General features: G+C 65.9%; 12 protein-coding genes and 2 pseudogenes. 8 read left to right on the top strand and 6 right to left on the bottom strand.

Annotation, left to right across the window (positions count from 1 at the left end):
- The first annotated feature begins 83 nt into the window (after nt 1–83).
- Together ACI2KK_RS02025 and ACI2KK_RS02020 are read left to right on the top strand one after the other, a co-directional pair.
- Nucleotides 84–488, top strand: coding sequence for a transcriptional regulator (locus tag ACI2KK_RS02025; RefSeq protein ID WP_404667674.1), 405 nt, complete (start codon nt 84–86; stop codon nt 486–488).
- Between the two features lie 98 nt (nt 489–586).
- Nucleotides 587–1,513: a DMT family transporter gene (locus ACI2KK_RS02020; RefSeq protein WP_404667673.1), complete on the top strand. Its 927-nt coding sequence runs from the start codon at nt 587–589 to the stop codon at nt 1,511–1,513.
- Nucleotides 1,514–1,579: 66 nt separating this feature from the next.
- Here ACI2KK_RS02020 and ACI2KK_RS02015 read toward each other — a convergent pair whose 3' ends face one another.
- Nucleotides 1,580–2,752 carry a YbfB/YjiJ family MFS transporter gene (locus tag ACI2KK_RS02015; protein WP_404667672.1) on the bottom strand — a complete coding sequence of 391 codons (1,173 nt, stop codon included), beginning with the start codon at nt 2,750–2,752 and terminating at the stop codon, nt 1,580–1,582.
- A gap of 105 nt (nt 2,753–2,857) precedes the next feature.
- Here ACI2KK_RS02015 and ACI2KK_RS02010 point away from each other — a divergent pair, with 105 nt between their 5' ends.
- Both ACI2KK_RS02010 and ACI2KK_RS02005 read left to right on the top strand, forming a co-directional pair.
- Nucleotides 2,858–3,751 (top strand): putrescine utilization regulator PtrR, encoded by an 894-nt coding sequence (locus ACI2KK_RS02010; RefSeq protein WP_217886008.1) that lies wholly within the window; start codon nt 2,858–2,860, stop codon nt 3,749–3,751.
- Between the two features lie 124 nt (nt 3,752–3,875).
- Entirely contained in the window at nt 3,876–4,004 is a 129-nt protein-coding gene (locus ACI2KK_RS02005; RefSeq protein WP_404667671.1) for a PA1414 family protein, read from the top strand.
- A 152-nt stretch (nt 4,005–4,156) separates the two neighbouring features.
- On the opposite strand, the gene ACI2KK_RS02000 is transcribed toward ACI2KK_RS02005, so the two are convergent.
- A complete protein-coding gene (locus ACI2KK_RS02000; RefSeq protein ID WP_404667670.1) occupies nt 4,157–5,536 on the bottom strand; it encodes a sodium:solute symporter in 1,380 nt (459 codons plus the stop codon).
- 284 nt (nt 5,537–5,820) lie between these two features.
- A complete protein-coding gene (gene speB / locus ACI2KK_RS01995) occupies nt 5,821–6,771 on the bottom strand; it encodes an agmatinase (RefSeq protein ID WP_217839758.1) in 951 nt (316 codons plus the stop codon).
- 226 nt (nt 6,772–6,997) lie between these two features.
- Here speB and ACI2KK_RS01990 point away from each other — a divergent pair, with 226 nt between their 5' ends.
- From ACI2KK_RS01990 to ACI2KK_RS01975, 4 genes and pseudogenes are all read left to right on the top strand, one after another.
- The gene (locus tag ACI2KK_RS01990) at nt 6,998–7,891 is read left to right on the top strand and encodes a LysR family transcriptional regulator (protein ID WP_217839757.1); all 894 of its coding nucleotides are present in this window, start codon (nt 6,998–7,000) and stop codon (nt 7,889–7,891) included.
- Nucleotides 7,892–7,978: 87 nt separating this feature from the next.
- Nucleotides 7,979–8,323 (top strand): annotated as a pseudogene (locus ACI2KK_RS01985) (PAS domain-containing protein); the annotation flags it as partial.
- A 288-nt stretch (nt 8,324–8,611) separates the two neighbouring features.
- Nucleotides 8,612–9,586 (top strand): annotated as a pseudogene (locus tag ACI2KK_RS01980) (methyl-accepting chemotaxis protein); the annotation flags it as partial.
- A 254-nt stretch (nt 9,587–9,840) separates the two neighbouring features.
- On the top strand, nt 9,841–10,440 hold the full coding sequence (locus tag ACI2KK_RS01975) for a tRNA-uridine aminocarboxypropyltransferase (protein ID WP_404667669.1): 600 nt from the start codon (nt 9,841–9,843) through the stop codon (nt 10,438–10,440).
- Between the two features lie 126 nt (nt 10,441–10,566).
- On the opposite strand, the gene ACI2KK_RS01970 is transcribed toward ACI2KK_RS01975, so the two are convergent.
- The 3 genes from ACI2KK_RS01970 to ACI2KK_RS01960 all read right to left on the bottom strand — a co-directional run bounded on the left by ACI2KK_RS01970 (nt 10,567) and on the right by ACI2KK_RS01960 (nt 15,856).
- Nucleotides 10,567–11,922, bottom strand: coding sequence for an HlyD family type I secretion periplasmic adaptor subunit (locus ACI2KK_RS01970; protein ID WP_404667668.1), 1,356 nt, complete (start codon nt 11,920–11,922; stop codon nt 10,567–10,569).
- 346 nt (nt 11,923–12,268) lie between these two features.
- Nucleotides 12,269–14,404 (bottom strand): type I secretion system permease/ATPase, encoded by a 2,136-nt coding sequence (locus ACI2KK_RS01965; RefSeq protein ID WP_404667765.1) that lies wholly within the window; start codon nt 14,402–14,404, stop codon nt 12,269–12,271.
- Nucleotides 14,405–14,482: 78 nt separating this feature from the next.
- Complete coding sequence (locus ACI2KK_RS01960) at nt 14,483–15,856, bottom strand: TolC family outer membrane protein (protein ID WP_217839753.1); 1,374 nt, start codon at nt 15,854–15,856, stop codon at nt 14,483–14,485.
- Nucleotides 15,857–16,043 lie beyond the last annotated feature (187 nt).

Raw genomic sequence — 16,043 nt, 5'->3', positions numbered from 1 at the left:
GGCGAAATTTCGCGGAACGCCTTGAGCCACGCGCAGGTCCACACCCTGTGTACCCCATCCGTCCACAGCAGGAGGCCCGCTCCATGAGCAGCTACGACTGGGACCTGATCGAGCGCTTGTTGCACGAAGTACAGAACGGCGCCGGCCACAGCTTCACTCCGCGCCCCTACGCCGAACAGCACGCCGCGGCACTGGCCGCCAAAGGCGAGGCGCCGGGTGATCTGGACCACCTGAAAACCCGTGCCTGCGAGTACGAAAAGCTGTTGTTCGAGCGCGGCTACATCGAGAGCCGCCCCGAAGAGGACGGCGGCAACGGCGAGAACTTCGTGCTCACCGAGCGCGGTTCGCGCCTGCTCAGCCTGATCGACAGCAGCATCCCTGGCTTCGAACACCCGCGCCATGTGCTCGACGAGCAGGAGGACGGGCTGGACGAAACCACCTTCGAACAGGTGTCGGCCAAGGCGCAGATTGCCGGTGGCGCCATCTAGAGGTGGCGCTGGCAGGGCCGGGGCATGAATAATCGGGGTTGAATTTCATTCGACTGCCGAGCCTTGCCGATGAACAAGCATGCAAAAGGGGCCCGCCCATGAGCGAGGCCCGCAAGAACCCCGACGCCTTTGCCCTGCAGGTGATGCTGGTGCTGTGCCTGATCTGGGGCTGCCAGCAGGTGTTGATCAAGTCGGCTGCGGTCGACATCGCGCCGGTGATGCAGGCGGCCTTTCGTAACGGCATCGCAGCCGTGCTGGTGGGGCTGCTGGTGTGTTTTCGCGGCGGCTGGGCGCAGGTGGGCAGCACCTGGCGCGCGGGGTTGCTGGCCGGTGCGTTGTTTGGCCTTGAGTTCTTGTTCATTGCCGAGGGCCTGAAGCTGACCTCGGCGGCGCACATGTCGGTGTTCCTCTACACCGCGCCGATCTTCACCGCGCTGGGGCTGCATTTCATGATGCCCAGCGAGCGCCTGCGGCTGTTGCAGTGGCTGGGCATACTGCTGGCCTTTGCCGGCATTGCCCTGGCCTTTGCCGGCGGGGTGTCGCTGGATCAGTTGGACGGGAAAATGTTGCTGGGCGACGGATTGGCCATTCTTGCTGGCCTGGCCTGGGGCGCGACCACCGTGGTGGTGCGCGGCTCGCGGTTGTCCGAGGCGCCGGCGACCTTGACGCTGTTCTATCAACTGGCGGTGGGCTTTGCCGGGTTGGTGCTGATCGCCCTGTTGAGCGGGCAGATCGGCGACTTCACCCTGACCCCGCTGGCGGTGGGCAGCGTGCTGTTCCAGGGCATTGTGGTTTCGTTCATCAGCTACCTGACCTGGTTCTGGCTGCTGCGCAAATACCTGGCGTCTAACCTGGCGGTGTTTTCGTTCATTACCCCGCTGTTCGGCGTGACCTTCGGCGTGGTGCTGCTGGATGAACCCTTGAGCCTGAACTTCGTGATCGGTGCGGTGATGGTGCTGCTCGGTGTGATCATGGTCAGCGCCGAGCAGTGGCTGCGCCAGCAATTGCGCAAGGTAGTGGGTTAACGAGCAGCCCAATCGCGCATAAGCCCGCTCCCACGTAGCTGGTCAAATCAGTAGGGGCCGGCCCGGTCAACCCACCCGCTGCAGCCCGGCACAGCCTTCGGCACGTCCGGCCCCGGCGCTGATCACCAACACCCCGGCAACCGCCAAGCCCGCAGCCGCCAGCAGCAGTGCCGGCTGCAAACCACCACTGAAATGGCTGCTCAACGCCGCCAGCAGCGGCCCGCTCAACTGCCCCAAGGCAAAGCAGGCGGTCAGCAGCCCGGCATTACGCTGGGTGGCATGGGGTGCCAGCTCCCGCGAGCGCTGCATCACCAGCTGCATGCAAGCCAGAAACGGCCCGCCGCACAGCAACACACCCAGCCCCAGCCCGATGCCGCCGCCCAACAGGCAGGCCAGCACCCCCAGGCCCTGCAGCCACAAGGTAATGGTCAGCCACCCGGACGTGCGGCCCGGCCTGCGCAGGCTCACCAGCACCACGCCCAGGGCCGCCGCCAGACCGAATGCCGGCCAGAACAGATCGGCCTGCCACTGGCCGTGAAACTGCTGGCTGGCCATCTGCGACAGGAAGGTGGCCGGCAAGATGTAGCCGATGCCATACAAACCGTACACTAGCCCCAGGCGGCCAATACCGCTGCCTCGCGTCGGGTTGTTGGGCACTGCCGCTGCTGCCGGTGCAGCTTCCATCGCCCGCGGCAGCCATGGCAGCACGGCCAACAGCAGCACCAGCGCGGCCACCCCGTAGATCAGCCACAGTGCCGAAGAGCCAAGCCCCAGCAAGTGAGCGGCCAGCGCCAGCAGGCCGGTCAGCGCAATACCGGCGCCGGGCCCGGCGAACACCTGGGCGCCCAGGCGCTGGCGGCCATGGGCATTGGCCAGTTGCTGGCTGAGGCTGGTGATCATCACCAGCACCCAGGCGCTGGCAACGCCGGTGCCGAAGCGCAGCAGCAAGTGGCTCCAGAACCCGTCGGCCGCCGCCGAGGCCAGGGTCAGCAGCACGCACAACCACAGCCCGCCATGCAGGCGCAGGCGCACCTGGGCGGGCTTGCGGGCGAACATGCCGTCCACCGCGCCCAGCAAGTAACCGAGGTAGTTGGCCGCAGCGATCAGGCCGCCGGCGGTCAGGTCGAACTGGCCCTCGGCGATCAGCTGGGGCAATTGCGGGGTGAGGGCGAAGCGGCCGATCCCCATGGCCATCATCAGGGCCACGGCGCTGGCCAGCAGTTGCACGAAGGGGGGCATGGCGAGTCTCCTGCCGAAGGTGAGCGATGGATGGCAGGGTAGGGCGAGTTGACTTTCAATAAAATTGAATAATGATGATCAAGTTGTTCTGTTTTGGAGAATGTTATGGAGTTCAGCCAACTGCGCATCTTCCAGGCCGTGGCCGAGGAGGGCTCGGTAACCCGCGCCGCCGAGCGCCTGCACCGGGTGCCGTCGAACCTCAGCACGCGCCTGCGCCAGCTCGAGGAGCAACTGGGAGTGGAGCTGTTCCTGCGTGAACGCCAGCGCTTGCAGTTATCGCCGGCCGGCAAGGTGCTGCTCGACTACGCCAGCCGCCTGTCGGCGCTGCGCGACGAAGCGGTGGCGGCGGTGCAGGGCGGCCAGCCTGCGGGTGACTTTGTGCTGGGCACCATGTACAGCACGGCGGCCATCCACCTGCCCGGGTTGCTGGCGCGCTACCACCAGGCTTACCCGGCCGTGAACCTGCAAGTGCAGGCCGCGCCCAGCGGTGAACTGCTCGAAGGGCTGCTCAGCCACAAGCTCGATGCCGCGCTGGTGGATGGCCCGCCCAGCCTGGCCGGCCTGGATGGCGTGCCGCTATGCGACGAAACCCTGGTGCTGATTACCAGCCCCGAGCACCCGCCGGTACGCACTGCGCGTGACGTCGCCGGCAAGGCGGTGTTCACCTTCCGCCAGGGCTGCTCGTACCGCATGCGCCTGGAGGCCTGGTACGCCCATGCACATACGCCCATGGGCCGGGTGATGGAAATCGAGTCCTACCAGAGCATGCTGGCCTGTGTGATCGCCGGGGCCGGGGTGGCGCTGATGGCCCAGTCGATGCTCGACAGCCTGCCGGGCCGCGACCGGGTGCGTGCCCATCGCTTGCAGGCGCCCTTCGATCAGGCGGTCACCTGGCTGATGTGGCGTCAGGGCATGCGCGGGGCGAATTTGCAGGCGTGGATCGACTTGCAACAAAGCGAAACGATTGACCGACCGTCGGAAGCTGCGGCCAGTGCTTGATCCGGGTCAAAATCGCCCCTATCTGTAAGAACAGGCGTATGCGCAATGCAGGACATCGGACTATGATCTGTATGAAGCATCGCAGAATTGATTGACCGTGAGGCTGACCCGTCAAGGGGGCATTATGAACCGACACCTGTACAACTGGCTCCACGACCTTGCCGTCGCCCTGGGCTTGCTGCCACCACCGCTGCAGCCGGTGCCTATCCCCAGCGACGAAGAACAGCGCAAGCGCCAGCCGCGCCGCCGCTGATTCAGAGCAAGCAAAAAGGCCGCCGCATCTTTTCGATGCAGCGGCCTTTTGCGTTTTTGCCGAGGGCCTCATCGCCGGCAAGCCGGCTCCTACACGAATACCTGTAGGAGCCGGCTTGCCGGCGATGAGGCCAGTCCAGCCACAGCTATCCCTCAGGCCAGGTTAACCGCCGCAGCCGGCTTGCGCGAAGCCAGGCTGACCACCACGAAGCTCACCAGGCCGATGGCCAGGCTGTAGTAGATCGGCGTGTTGGCATCCAGGCCATCCTTGAACATGAACAACAGCGCGGTGGCAAAGCCCAGCGACATGCTGGCGATGGCCCCGGCGGTGGTGGCGCGCTTCCAGAAGATCGCGCCGATCAGCGGGACCAGCATGCCGCCCACCAGCAGGTTGTAGGCCAGGGTCAGGGCGCTGATCACATCGTTCACCGCCAGGGCGATGCCCAGCACCACCAGGCCGGTAAGCAGGGTGAACAGGCGGTTGATGCCCAGGCTCGACTGCTTGCCGCCGCGCAGCTTGGGCAGCAGGTCTTCGGTCAGGGTGGTGGACGCTGCCAGCAGGCCGGCGCTGGCGGTGGACATCATCGCGGCCAGGGCGGCGGCCATCAGCAGGCCACGGATGCCCTCGGGCAACTGGCCCTTGATCATTTCGGCGAAGGCATTGTTGGGGTTGGCAAGGTCCGGCATCAGCACATGGGCGGCCATGCCGATCATCGCGCAGGCCAGGCCATACAGCACGCAGTACACGCCGGCGGTGGTGCCGGCACGCTGGCAGACCTTCTCGTCACGGGCGGTGAATACCCGCTGCCAGATGTCCTGGCCGATCAGGATGCCGAAGAAGTAGATCAGGAAGTAGGTGATGATGGTGTCCCAGCCGATGGTGGTCCAGCTGAAGCTGGCTGCTGGAAGCTTGGTGACCAGGGCGTCCCAGCCGCCGGCCTTGTACAGGCACACCGGCAGCAGGATGAACATCAGGCCCACGGTCTTGATCACGAACTGGACGATGTCGGTCAGGGTCAGCGACCACATGCCGCCGATGGTCGAGTACACCACCACCACGCCGCCGCCGAACAGCAACGCCATCCAGAACGGCACATCCAGCAGCACCTGCAGCACGGTGCCCATGGCCAGGGTCGAGGTGACGCCGATCATCAGCGCGTAGGCCAGCATGATCGCCGCGCTGGCCTGGCGTGCCATGGGGTTGTAGCGGCGCTCCAGCACCTGGGTCACGGTGAAGATCTTCAGGCGCAGCAGCGGCTTGGCCAGGAACAGGTTCAGGGCGATGATGCCCAGGCCCAGTGCCGCGCACAGCCAGAAGCCGGAAATGCCATGCACATAGCCCAGGCGCACGGTACCGACGGTGGAGGCACCGCCCAGCACGGTGGTGGCCATGGTGCCCATGTACAGGGTAGGCCCGAGGTTGCGCCCGGCCACCAGGTAGTCTTCATGGGTTTTCGCGCGCCGCATGCCGTACCAGCCCAACGCAAGCATACCGGCGGCATAGATCAGTACAACGATGATGTCCAAGGCCATTGGGGGTCTCCCGATTATCTTTATTATGGCGAGATCGGCCGCCCGGGCTTGTCACGGCGCCCGACGGCTCTGTCTTGTGTTGGCGGGCCTCTATGGCCCTCCCGGATGGCTCCTGCCGGGGTGAAGCAAGTCGTTGCAGCTGGGTTTTCTGTAGGAGCGGCCTTGTGTCGCGATGGGCTGCGCAGCAGCCCCGGCAATTTTGCATGAGGCTAAGGCCTTGGGGCCGCTTCGCGCCCCGTCGCGACACGAGGCCGCTCCTACAAAAAGCAGGTAGGGCGCTGCCGTCAGCGGCGCACCACGCCCGGCAGCACGCAGAGCATTTCGAACAGCAGGTTGGCGCCCAGCAGCGAGGTGTTGCCGGTGGTGTCGTAAGGTGGGGAGACTTCGACCAGGTCACAGCCGATCAGGTCCAGGCCGTGGCAGCCGCGGATGATCTCCATCGCCTGGATGGTGGTCAAGCCGCCGATTTCCGGGGTGCCGGTGCCAGGCGCCCAGGCCGGGTCGATGCCGTCGATGTCGAACGACAGGTACACCGGGCCGCCGCCGACCTTTTCCCGTACTTCGGCCATCAGCGGTTCCAGCGACTTGTGCCAGCACTCTTCGGCCTGTACTACGCGAAAGCCCTGGCGACGGCTCCAGTTGAAGTCGTCGGCGGTGTAGCCCTGGGCGCGCAGGCCGATCTGCACCACGCGTTCGCAATCGAGCAGGCCCTCTTCCACGGCGCGGCGGAAGGTGGTGCCGTGGGCGATCTTCTCGCCGAACATATGGTCGTTGACGTCGGCGTGGGCATCGATGTGCACCAGGCCGATCTTGCCGTGTTTCTTGTGCAGGGCACGCAGGATCGGCAGGGTGATGGTGTGGTCGCCACCCAGGGTCATCGGGATCACGTTGTGCTCGACGATCTGGTCGTAGGCCTCTTCGATGATGCGCACGGCGTCCAGCAGGTTGAAGGTGTTGATCGCCACGTCACCGATATCGGCCACCGACAGCGAGTCGAACGGGGCGGCGCCGGTGGCCATGTTGTACGGGCGGATCATCACCGATTCGGCGCGGATCTGCCGCGGGCCGAAGCGGGTGCCCGAGCGCAGCGAGGTACCGATGTCCAGCGGCACGCCAATGAAGGCGGCGTCCAGGCCCTCGGGGCTTTGCAGGTGGGGAAGGCGAAGCATGGTGGCGATGCCGCCGAAACGCGGCATTTCGTTGCCGCCCAGTGGTTGGTGGAGAATCTTGTCCACGGTGGGCCTCATCAGTCGGTCGATTGTTCTGTTTGTTCGAACCTGTTCCGCCGCGCGCCTCGAACTGTGACGAATGCCGGCGGGCAGGGACATTTCGCCGCAGTCTGCGCAAGGTAGTGCCGGGGAAGAATCGCTACCGACAAAAACTTACTTCAGAGATTTCTGAACTATCGGCCGGCAAGCGCGTTAGACTCTGCGCATTTCCACCCTGCCGGACCCTCGCGCCATGGCTTCATCGTTGCCCGACCTGAAACTGCTGCGCATCTTCGCCAGCGTGGTGCGCCACCAGGGCTTCGCCAATGCCCAGCGCGACCTCAACCTGTCCACCTCGGCCATCAGCACCTACATGAGCCAGCTGGAAGGCGCCCTGGGCATCGTGCTGTGCCACCGTGGCCGTGGCGGCTTCAGCCTGACCAGCAAGGGCGAGCTGTTCCATCAGGAGACCCTGCGCCTGCTGGCCGAGCTGGACGGCTTCGAGCAATACGCGGCGGCGCTCAAGGGCGAACTGCGCGGCACCCTCAACCTGGGGGTGATCGACTCCACCGTCGGCGACCGCGCCCTGCCTTTGGCCGAGGCCATCGGCGCCTACAGCCAGGAGCACCCGGCGGTGCACCTGCACCTGTCGGTGTCCAGTCCCTACGAGCTGCAACTGGGGGTACAGGACAACCGCCTGGACCTCGCCATCGGCGCGTTTTCGTCGCGCATGAGCGGCCTTTTGTACCAGCCGCTGTACCGCGAGCAGCACTGGCTGTACTGCAGCAGCCGCCACCCGCTGTTCGCCGAGCGGCGCATCCCGGAGCCGGTGGTCACCCAGCAGCGTATGGTCGGGCGCGGCTACTGGAGCCAGGCCGAGCTGGCCCGGCATGGCTTCAAGCACAGTGCGGCAACGGTGGAGAGCATGGAGGCGCAGTTGATCCTGATTCTCTCCGGCGCCTACATCGGCTACCTGCCCGAGCATTACGCCCAGGCCTGGGTCGACAAGGGCGATTTGCGCGTGCTGTCGCCGGCCACCTTCGGCTACCAGGCACCGTTTTCGCTGATCATCCGCCGTGGCCGCAGCCGCGAACCCTTGATCCAGACCTTCCGCGACCTGCTCAAGAGCCAGCTCAACGTAGGCTGAATACCCACGTTCCGTCAGGACGAGCGAATTTCCTACAAAACTTGACCGCTGCGGTGCTGGCCTTCTGCTAAACCTCTACTTGCTTTGATGATTTTCCCACTCATCTGGATAAGCAAGGGATCGCCAACGATGCGCATGAATTTGCCCGTCACCGAACGTGAGAGAACGTTTCCAAACGAGCAGCGGCTGATTTCCACCACCGACCTGAGCAGCCGCATCACCTACTGCAACGACGCCTTCGTGGCCATCAGCGGCTTCACCTACGACGAACTGGTGGGCCAGCCGCACAACCTGGTGCGCCACCCCGACATGCCGCCGTCGGTGTTCGGGCACATGTGGGACACCATCAAGCAAGGCAAGCCGTGGATGGGCGTGGTCAAGAACCGCGCCAAGAACGGCGATTTCTACTGGGTCAGCGCCTATGTGACGGCGGTGTACGAGAACGGCCGCATCAGCGGTTACGAGTCGGTGCGCTCGGTGCCCACCCGCGAGCAGATCCGCCGTGCCGAGGCGCTGTACGCGCGCTTGCGCGGCGGGCGCTCGCCGGTGGCCCTGGCGGCGCGGCTGGCCAATGGCGTGGGCAGTGGCTGGCCGCTGCTCGGCGCCGGGCTGCTGTCAGCTGGTGCCTACCTGTGGCTGGCGCCCTACGCGGCGCTGGGTGTGCTGATGGCCAGCCTGCTTGCGGCCTGGTACCTGATCGAGAACCAGCAGAACCGCGCCATCCGCCGCACCCTGGACGAACACCCCAAGGCCTTCACCAGCCCGCTGGTGGCCCTGACCTACAGCGACAACCCCGGCCTGCGCGGCCAGTTGGATCTGGCCATCCTCAGCGAAGAGGCCCGCCTGCAGACCGCGCTGACGCGCCTGGTGGATGCCGGCGTCGGGGTCAAGTCGCGGGCCGCGCAGTCCGCCGACTTGTCCGATGCCCAGGCGCAGATGCTCGACCGCCAGCGCAGCGAAACTGACCAGTCGGCCACCGCCATCGCGCAGATGGCCGCGACCATCCAGCAGGTCACCCACAACGTGCAGAGCACCGCCCACGCCGCCAGCGATGCAGACCAGCTGGCCCAGCAGGGCAGCGACCTGGCGCAGCAGAGCCTGCGCGCCATGGGCAGCATGAGCGAGGCGGTGAGCGACATCGGCCAGGCGGTCAACGCCCTGGCCGAGCAGACCCAGTCGATCGGCAGCGTGGTGGACGTGATCACCTCGATTGCCGAGCAGACCAACCTGCTGGCGCTCAATGCCGCCATCGAGGCGGCCCGGGCTGGTGAGCAGGGCAGGGGCTTTGCGGTGGTTGCCGACGAGGTGCGCTCGCTGGCCCAGCGCACCCGTTCCTCCACCGAGGAGATTCACCACATCATCGCCACCCTGCGTTCCGGTGCCGACCGTGCGGTGGCCAGCGCCAGCCGTGGCCAGCAGATCTCCCAGGACAGCGTGCACAGTGTCGAGGCGGTGCAGGCGGCGTTGGCAGGTATCGCCCAGGCGGTCAGCCGCATCACTGGCATGAGCCAGCAGATGGCCACGGCCTCGGAGCAGCAAAGCCACGTGGCCGAAGACATCAACCAGCAGATCGTGCGCATCGCCCACTTGTGTGATGAAAGCGCAGGGCAAGCCCGCCAGGGCGCCGAAATCAGCCAGGACCTGGAACGCATGGCCGAGTACCTGCATAGCCTGGCGGAGCGCTTCAACCGCTGAGTGCATGCCAATGGCGGGGGCCGCGTTGCGGCCCATCGCGACACAAGGCCGCTTCCCACAGCCACCGCGCAGCTCAGCAGGCCGGCGCGATCCCTGTAGGAGCGGGCTTGCCCGCGAACACCGGCGCAGCCGGTGCCAGCCACCGTGCTGTACCTGTGGGAGCAGCCTTGTGTCGCCATGGCCCGCAGCGCGGGCCCGGGATTCCCGCCTGGGCACCACCCTGTGGCAAACTGCGCGCCCCGAAGGAGCCCGCCATGCCCAGACCCCGCTGCGAGCGCTGCCAGCGCCCGCTCGCCCATTGCCTCTGCCCGCTGATCCCAAGCCTGGCCAGCCGCACCCGCGTGGTCCTGTTGCAGCACCCCAGCGAAACCTCCCATGCCCTGAACACCGCACGCCTGGCCGCCCTCGGCCTGCGCAACGCCGAACTGCGGGTGGGCGAGGTGTTCGATGACCTGCAGGCGCTGCTGGCCACCCCAGGCTACCGGCCAGCGCTGCTGTTCCCCGGGGATGGGGCCGAGGTACTGCAGCCTTATGCTCAAAGCGATGACCTGCCGCTACTGCTGATCGTCCCCGACGGCACCTGGCGCAAGGCGCGCAAGATGCTCTACCTCAACCCGCTGCTGGACGCCTTACCCCGGGTGACCCTGGCGCAGGTGACGGCTTCGCGCTACCGGCTGCGCAAGGCACCGGAACCGGGGGCGCTTTCGACCATCGAGGCGGTGGTGCAGGGGTTGAATGCGCTGGAGGCGCCCGGCAATTTCGATGAGTTGCTGCGGCCGTTCGAGGCGTTGATCGAGGGGCAGATCACGGCGATGGGCGTAGAGACTTTCACGCGAAATCATGGCGAAGGTTGAAGCCAGGCTTTTGCTGTGCCGGCCTCTTCGCGGGTAAACCCGCTCCCACAGGGATATCAGTGCCCGTGAGCGCTGCGCAGTACCTGTGGGAGCGGGTTTACCCGCGAAGAGGCCGGCACAGGTAACCTAACGCTCGCGCAACGCCTCGGTGCGCGCCTTGAACACCGGCTTCAACAGATAATCCAGCACGCTCTTCTGCCCGGTGATGATATCCACCGTGGCCACCATGCCGGGGATGATCAAGAGCGGCTTGTTGTCCCCGCCCAGGTGGTTCTTGTCGGTGCGCACCTGGATCAGGTAGAACGCGTTGCCTTTGTCGTCGGTGACGGTGTCGGCACCGATCAGCTCGAGCTTGGCCTTCAGGCCGCCGTAGATGCTGTAGTCATAGGCGCTGAACTTGACCATCGCCGTCTGCCCCGGGTGCAGGAAGGCCACGTCCTGCGGGCGCACCCGCGCTTCGATCAGCAGGTTGTCTTCTATCGGCACGATCTCCACCAGGTCGCTGCCCGGCTGCACCACGCCGCCGATGGTGTTGACCTTGAGCAGCTTGACGATGCCACGCACCGGCGACACCACGGTGGTGCGGTTGACCCGGTCGTCGATGGCGATGCTGGTGGCGGTGATCTTCGACAGCTCCGTGCGCTTGTCATTGAGGTCCTTGGCGGCCTCGGAGCGGAAGGTGGCATCGGACTCCTGCACCTTGCTGCGGATTTCGGCAATCGCCGCCTCGGCCCGGGGGATGGCCAGGTTGGTGGCGTTGAGCTGGCCGCGGGCCTCGACGGTGCGCTGCTTGAGGCGCAGGATTTCCACCGGCGAAATCGCCCCCTTGCTCACCAGCGGGGCGGACATGTCCAGCTCCTGCTGCAGCAGGCCGACCGCCGAGCGGTACTGGTCGGCCTTGGAGCGGAACTCGGCCAGCTCCTGGGTTTTCTGGCGCAATTGCTCGTTGAGGGTCTGTTTTTCGCTGGCCAGGCGGCGCTGGCGCGAGTCGTACAACGCCAGTTCGTCCTCGGCCACCTGCGGCGCCTTGGCGCGTACTTCGTCGGAGACCACGAACGGCTTGCCCTCGGCCTCGGCCGACAGGCGCTCGACCTGGGCGGTGAGGGCGTAGCGGTCGGCCTCGCTTTCGCCCTTGTTGGACTTGAAACGGGTGTCGTCCAGGCGCAGCAGGGTGGCGCCCTTGTCGACCATCTGGCCCTCGCGCACCAGAATCTCGGTGACGATACCACCCTCAAGGTTCTGCACCACCTGCACCTTGCTTGAAGGGATGGCCTTGCCCTCGCCGACGGTGACCTCGTCGAGCACCGCGAAGTTGGCCCAGACCACGGCCACCAGCAGCAGGATGGCGGCCAGCCACACGGTCAGGCGCGACAGGCTTGGCGAGTCCTGCAGGGTGGCGCCGGCAAGCTCGGGCATGTAGTCGCGCTCGGCGCGTGAGTCGGGGCCCTGGAGGTAGCTGCGGATGCTGTGGGTGATGGACATGGGCTACCTCGTTGGAGGGAGAGTTGTTGGTGCAACTTTCTTGTGTTGCCTGTGCCGGCCTCATCGCCGGCGAGCCGGCTCCTACAGGTACAGCGCAGGCCTGAAGGTCAGGTGGTACCTGTAGGAGCAACTGTCTTGCTCGATTTCTAAAAGCTGGCTCGTTCCCTGTGGGAGCGGGCTTGCCCGCGAACACCGGCGCAGCCGGTGCCAGCCACCGCGTCGTCTGCTTCGCGGCTAAAGCCGCTCCCACAGGATCGAGCAGAACCTGGATCAGGCGCTGTACCTGTAGGAGCGGCTTTAGCCGCGAACACCGGCGAAGCCGGTGCCATGTCATGGCCAATGCCTGTTAAAACGCCGAACCGATGCGCCCCTTGCGCAGTGCATCGATCACTGCATCCTTCGGCCCGTCGGCGACGATCTTGCCGTTGTCCAGCACCAGCAACCGGTCCACCAGGCTCAGCATCGAGGTGCGGTGGGTGACCAGCAGCAGGGTCTTGCCCGGCACCCAGGCCAGCAGGCGCTGGCGCAGCTGGTCTTCGCTGCTGTTGTCCATGTGGCTGGTGGGCTCATCAAGCACCAGCAGCGGCGGCTCCAGCAGCAGCGCGCGGGCCAGCAGCACGGCCTGGCGCTGGCCACCGGAAAGCAACTGGCCGCGCTCGCCCACCGGGCGGTCGAAGCCCTGCGGGTGTTGGCGGGCCAGCTCGCTGACGCCGGTCAGCTCGGCCACTTCGAGCATGCGTGCGTCGCTGACATGGCGGGCGCCGAGGGTGAGGTTGTCGCGCAGGCTACCGGCCAAAAGCGGCAGGTCGTGGGCCACATAGCCCAGCTGGCTGCGCAGGTCGGCGATGTCCAGTTGGCGCAGGTCGAGGTTGTCCAGCAGCACCTGGCCTTCGTCGGGGTGATGAAAGCCCATGATCAGCCGCGCCAGGGTGCTCTTGCCCGAGCCGCTGCGGCCGATGATGCCGATGCGCTCGCCGGGGGTGAGGCTGAAGTGCACATCGTTGAGCGCCGGGGCGGTTTGCCCGGGGTAGCGAAAACTCGCGTGGCTGATGCTCAGGCCGCCCTGCAGCGCGGTGTGCTCCAGGGCTTGTTGCTCGGCTTGGCGCTCCTGGGGCAGGCTCATCAGCGCGTCGGTGCTGCGCATGGTCAGCTGCGCCTGCTGGTAGCGGGTGATCAGCCCGGCGATCTGCCCCAGCGGGGCCAGCACCCGGCTGCCGAGCATGTAGCTGGCCACCAGCGCGCCGACGCTGAGATTGCCGGCGATGATGCTGTACACCCCGGCAACGATGGTGGCCATGCCGCAGAACTGCTGGATGAACAGCGTGCCGTTGCTGGCCAGCGACGACAGGTTGCGGGCGTGGGCGTCGAGGCGGGCGATGGCGCCGTTGGTGTGCTCCCACTGGTATTGGCGCTCGCTTTCGGCGCCGCAGGCTTTCAGGGTTTCCAGCCCGCCGAGGGTCTCGATCAGCAGGGCCTGGCGCACCGCGCCCAGGCTCAGGCTTTTTTGCACGGTGTCGCGCAGGCGCACCTGGATGAACAGCGCCAGGCCCACCGCCACCGGGAAGGCGATCAGCGGGATCAGCACCAGCCAGCCGCCGAGCAGGCCGATCACCAACAGCATGAGGGCGACGAAGGGCAGGTCGATGATGCTGGTGAGGGTGACTGCGGTAAGGAATTCACGCAGCCCCTGGAAGTCGTGGATGCTCTGGGCGAAGCCGCCGATGCTGGCCGGGCGGGCCTTCATGCTCATGCCGGTGATGCGCTCGAACAGGGTGGCAGAGAGGATCAGGTCGGTCTTCTTGCCGGCCTGGTCCAGCAGGTGGGCGCGCACCATGCGCAACACCAGCTCGAAGGCGGTGCCGATGAACAAGCCGGCCACCAATACCCACAAGGTCGACAGCGCCTGGTTGGGCACCACGCGGTCGTAAGTCTGCATGACGAACAGCGGCACCATCAGGCCCAGCAGGTTGATCAACAGGCTCGCCAGCAGGGCGTCGCCGTACAGCCAGCGCGAGTGGCGCAAGGTATCGCGAAACCAGGCGTTGACCCGCGGCAGCAGCGGCGCGCGCGCATCTTCCAGAGCGTGGCGGGGGCGGGCGAACAACGCCTGGCCGCTGTAGGCCTCGGCCAGGGTCTGGGTTTCGACCCACTGCTCGCCGCCTTCGGCCTCGCACGGCAGCAGCAGCGCCCGGCCATCATCACCCCAGCGGCGCAGCACGGCGCTGCGGCCGTCGTTCAGGATCAGCAGCACCGGCAGGTTGAGGGCGGAAATTGCCGACAGTTCGCGGCGTAGCACACGCGCCTGCAAGCCTGCGCGGGCGGCGGCCCGGGGCAGCAGGGCCAGGCCCAGGCCTTGCCCGGCCAGCGGCAGGCCGCTGCACAGGCTGGCGCGGCTGGCGGTGCAGCCATGCAGCTTGCATAAAATCAGCAGGCCATCGAGCAGTGGATCATCAACATCCTGGCGCGGTTGCGCACTTTGCATACTGGTCACGATGGCCTACTCCTGCCGCAGTGGACGGGGAACGGGCGCTGGCTGAAAGGTCCGTGTTTCGTCCAGTGCTTAACGCATGTCGGGCAAGCGGGCCTCATTCCTCACTTCGGTCTTGGCGATCGCCTCCGGCGGCAGCGAAATGCGCTGCTTGCTCAGCAGCTCGCCCATGTTGGCCAGCAGGCGGTACATGGAGAACTCCTCGGTGTAACGCACCTCGGTGTAGCGGCGGTTGGCGTTGTACAGCTCGTTCTCGCTGTCGAGTACGTCCAGCAGGGTGCGCTGGCCCAGGCCGAACTGGTCCTGGTAGGCGGCACGCACGCGCTGGGTGGTTTCGGCGTATTCGCGGGCGCTGGGGGTTTGCTTGCGTGCGTTGTTCATGGCGTTCCAGGCCAGGTTCAGGTTCTCGTTGAGCTGGCGCAGGGCGTTGTTGCGGATGTCCATGGCCTGGTTGATCTTGTGCGCATCGGACTGCAGGCGGGCCTTGTCGCTGCCACCGCGGAACAGGTTGTAGCTGAGCTCGACGCCGGCCTGCCAGTCGTTGTTGGCGTGGCCTTTCTGGCCGCCGGTGTTGTTGTCGGCGCCGGTGGCCAGCACTGCGTCCAGGCGCGGGTAGAAGGGCGACTTGGCCACTTCGTATTGCTGCTCGGCTGACTGCACGTCGGCCTGGGCCGACTTCAGGTAGGGGTTGTTCTCCAGCATGCCCTGGCGCGCGGCCTGCAGGTCGGCGGGCACTTCGGGCTTGATGGAGGTGGGTGCTTCCAGCTCGTCGGGCACGCGCCCGATCACGCTGAAGAAGTTGGCCTCGGCATCGGCCAGGTCCACCTCGGCGGTGTCCAGGTTGTTCTCGGCCAGGGCGCGGCGGGCGCTGGACTGGTCAAGGTCGGCGGTGCTGCCCACGCCGCGTTCGCTGCGCAGGCCGATCTGGTCGTTGACCCGCAGGTGCGCCTGCAGGTTGTTGCGCGCCAGGGTCACCAGCTCGCGGCGCTTGAGCACCTCGAGGTACACCTCGACGGCGCGCAGGGCCACGGTTTCGGCGGTGGCCTGGGTGTAGTAGGCGCGCGAAGCGGCAACTGCCTCGGTGCGGCCGACTTCGTTGGAGGTGTTGAAGCCGTCGAACAGCATCTGCCGCAGGCGCAGTTCGGACTGGGTGTAGTTGAGGGTTTCTTTATTGTGGTTGCGGGTGCCGTCGGGGTTGAAGCCGCGGGTGTTGGTGTTGTCCGAGCGCTGGCGGCCATAGCCTGCCACCAGGTCGACGGTGGGGTAGTAGCCCCCGCGAGCGAACTTCACATCCTCGTCGGCCGACAGCCTGCTGTTGCGGCTGGCGCTGATTTCGGGGTGCTGGTCTACCGCGTTTTGAACGGCCTCGTTAATCGACATCGCCTGGCTGTTGGCGCATGCCATGGCCAACAGAATTGCACTGGTGATGGGGGTTAAAGCGCGCATGGGGTACTTCTCCCTGGTCTCTCAAAAATGTCCTGCGATCGCCAAAAAAATGACGAAATATAGGTATCAAACCGTTTCAGGCTTGTAACAACAGAGCTAAGAACATTTATGGGGCGAGCTAAGAAGAATTTTTCATAAGGTATATGCGAAAAAAAACTTATGAGGTCTAAGGAATCCACGACATTGT

The sequence above is a fragment of the Pseudomonas sp. NPDC089406 genome, from assembly GCF_044900265.1.
Lineage (GTDB): Bacteria > Pseudomonadota > Gammaproteobacteria > Pseudomonadales > Pseudomonadaceae > Aquipseudomonas > Aquipseudomonas fakonensis.
Note: the sequence above shows the minus strand (reverse complement) of the source record. Positions and strands in the feature narration are given on the sequence as shown.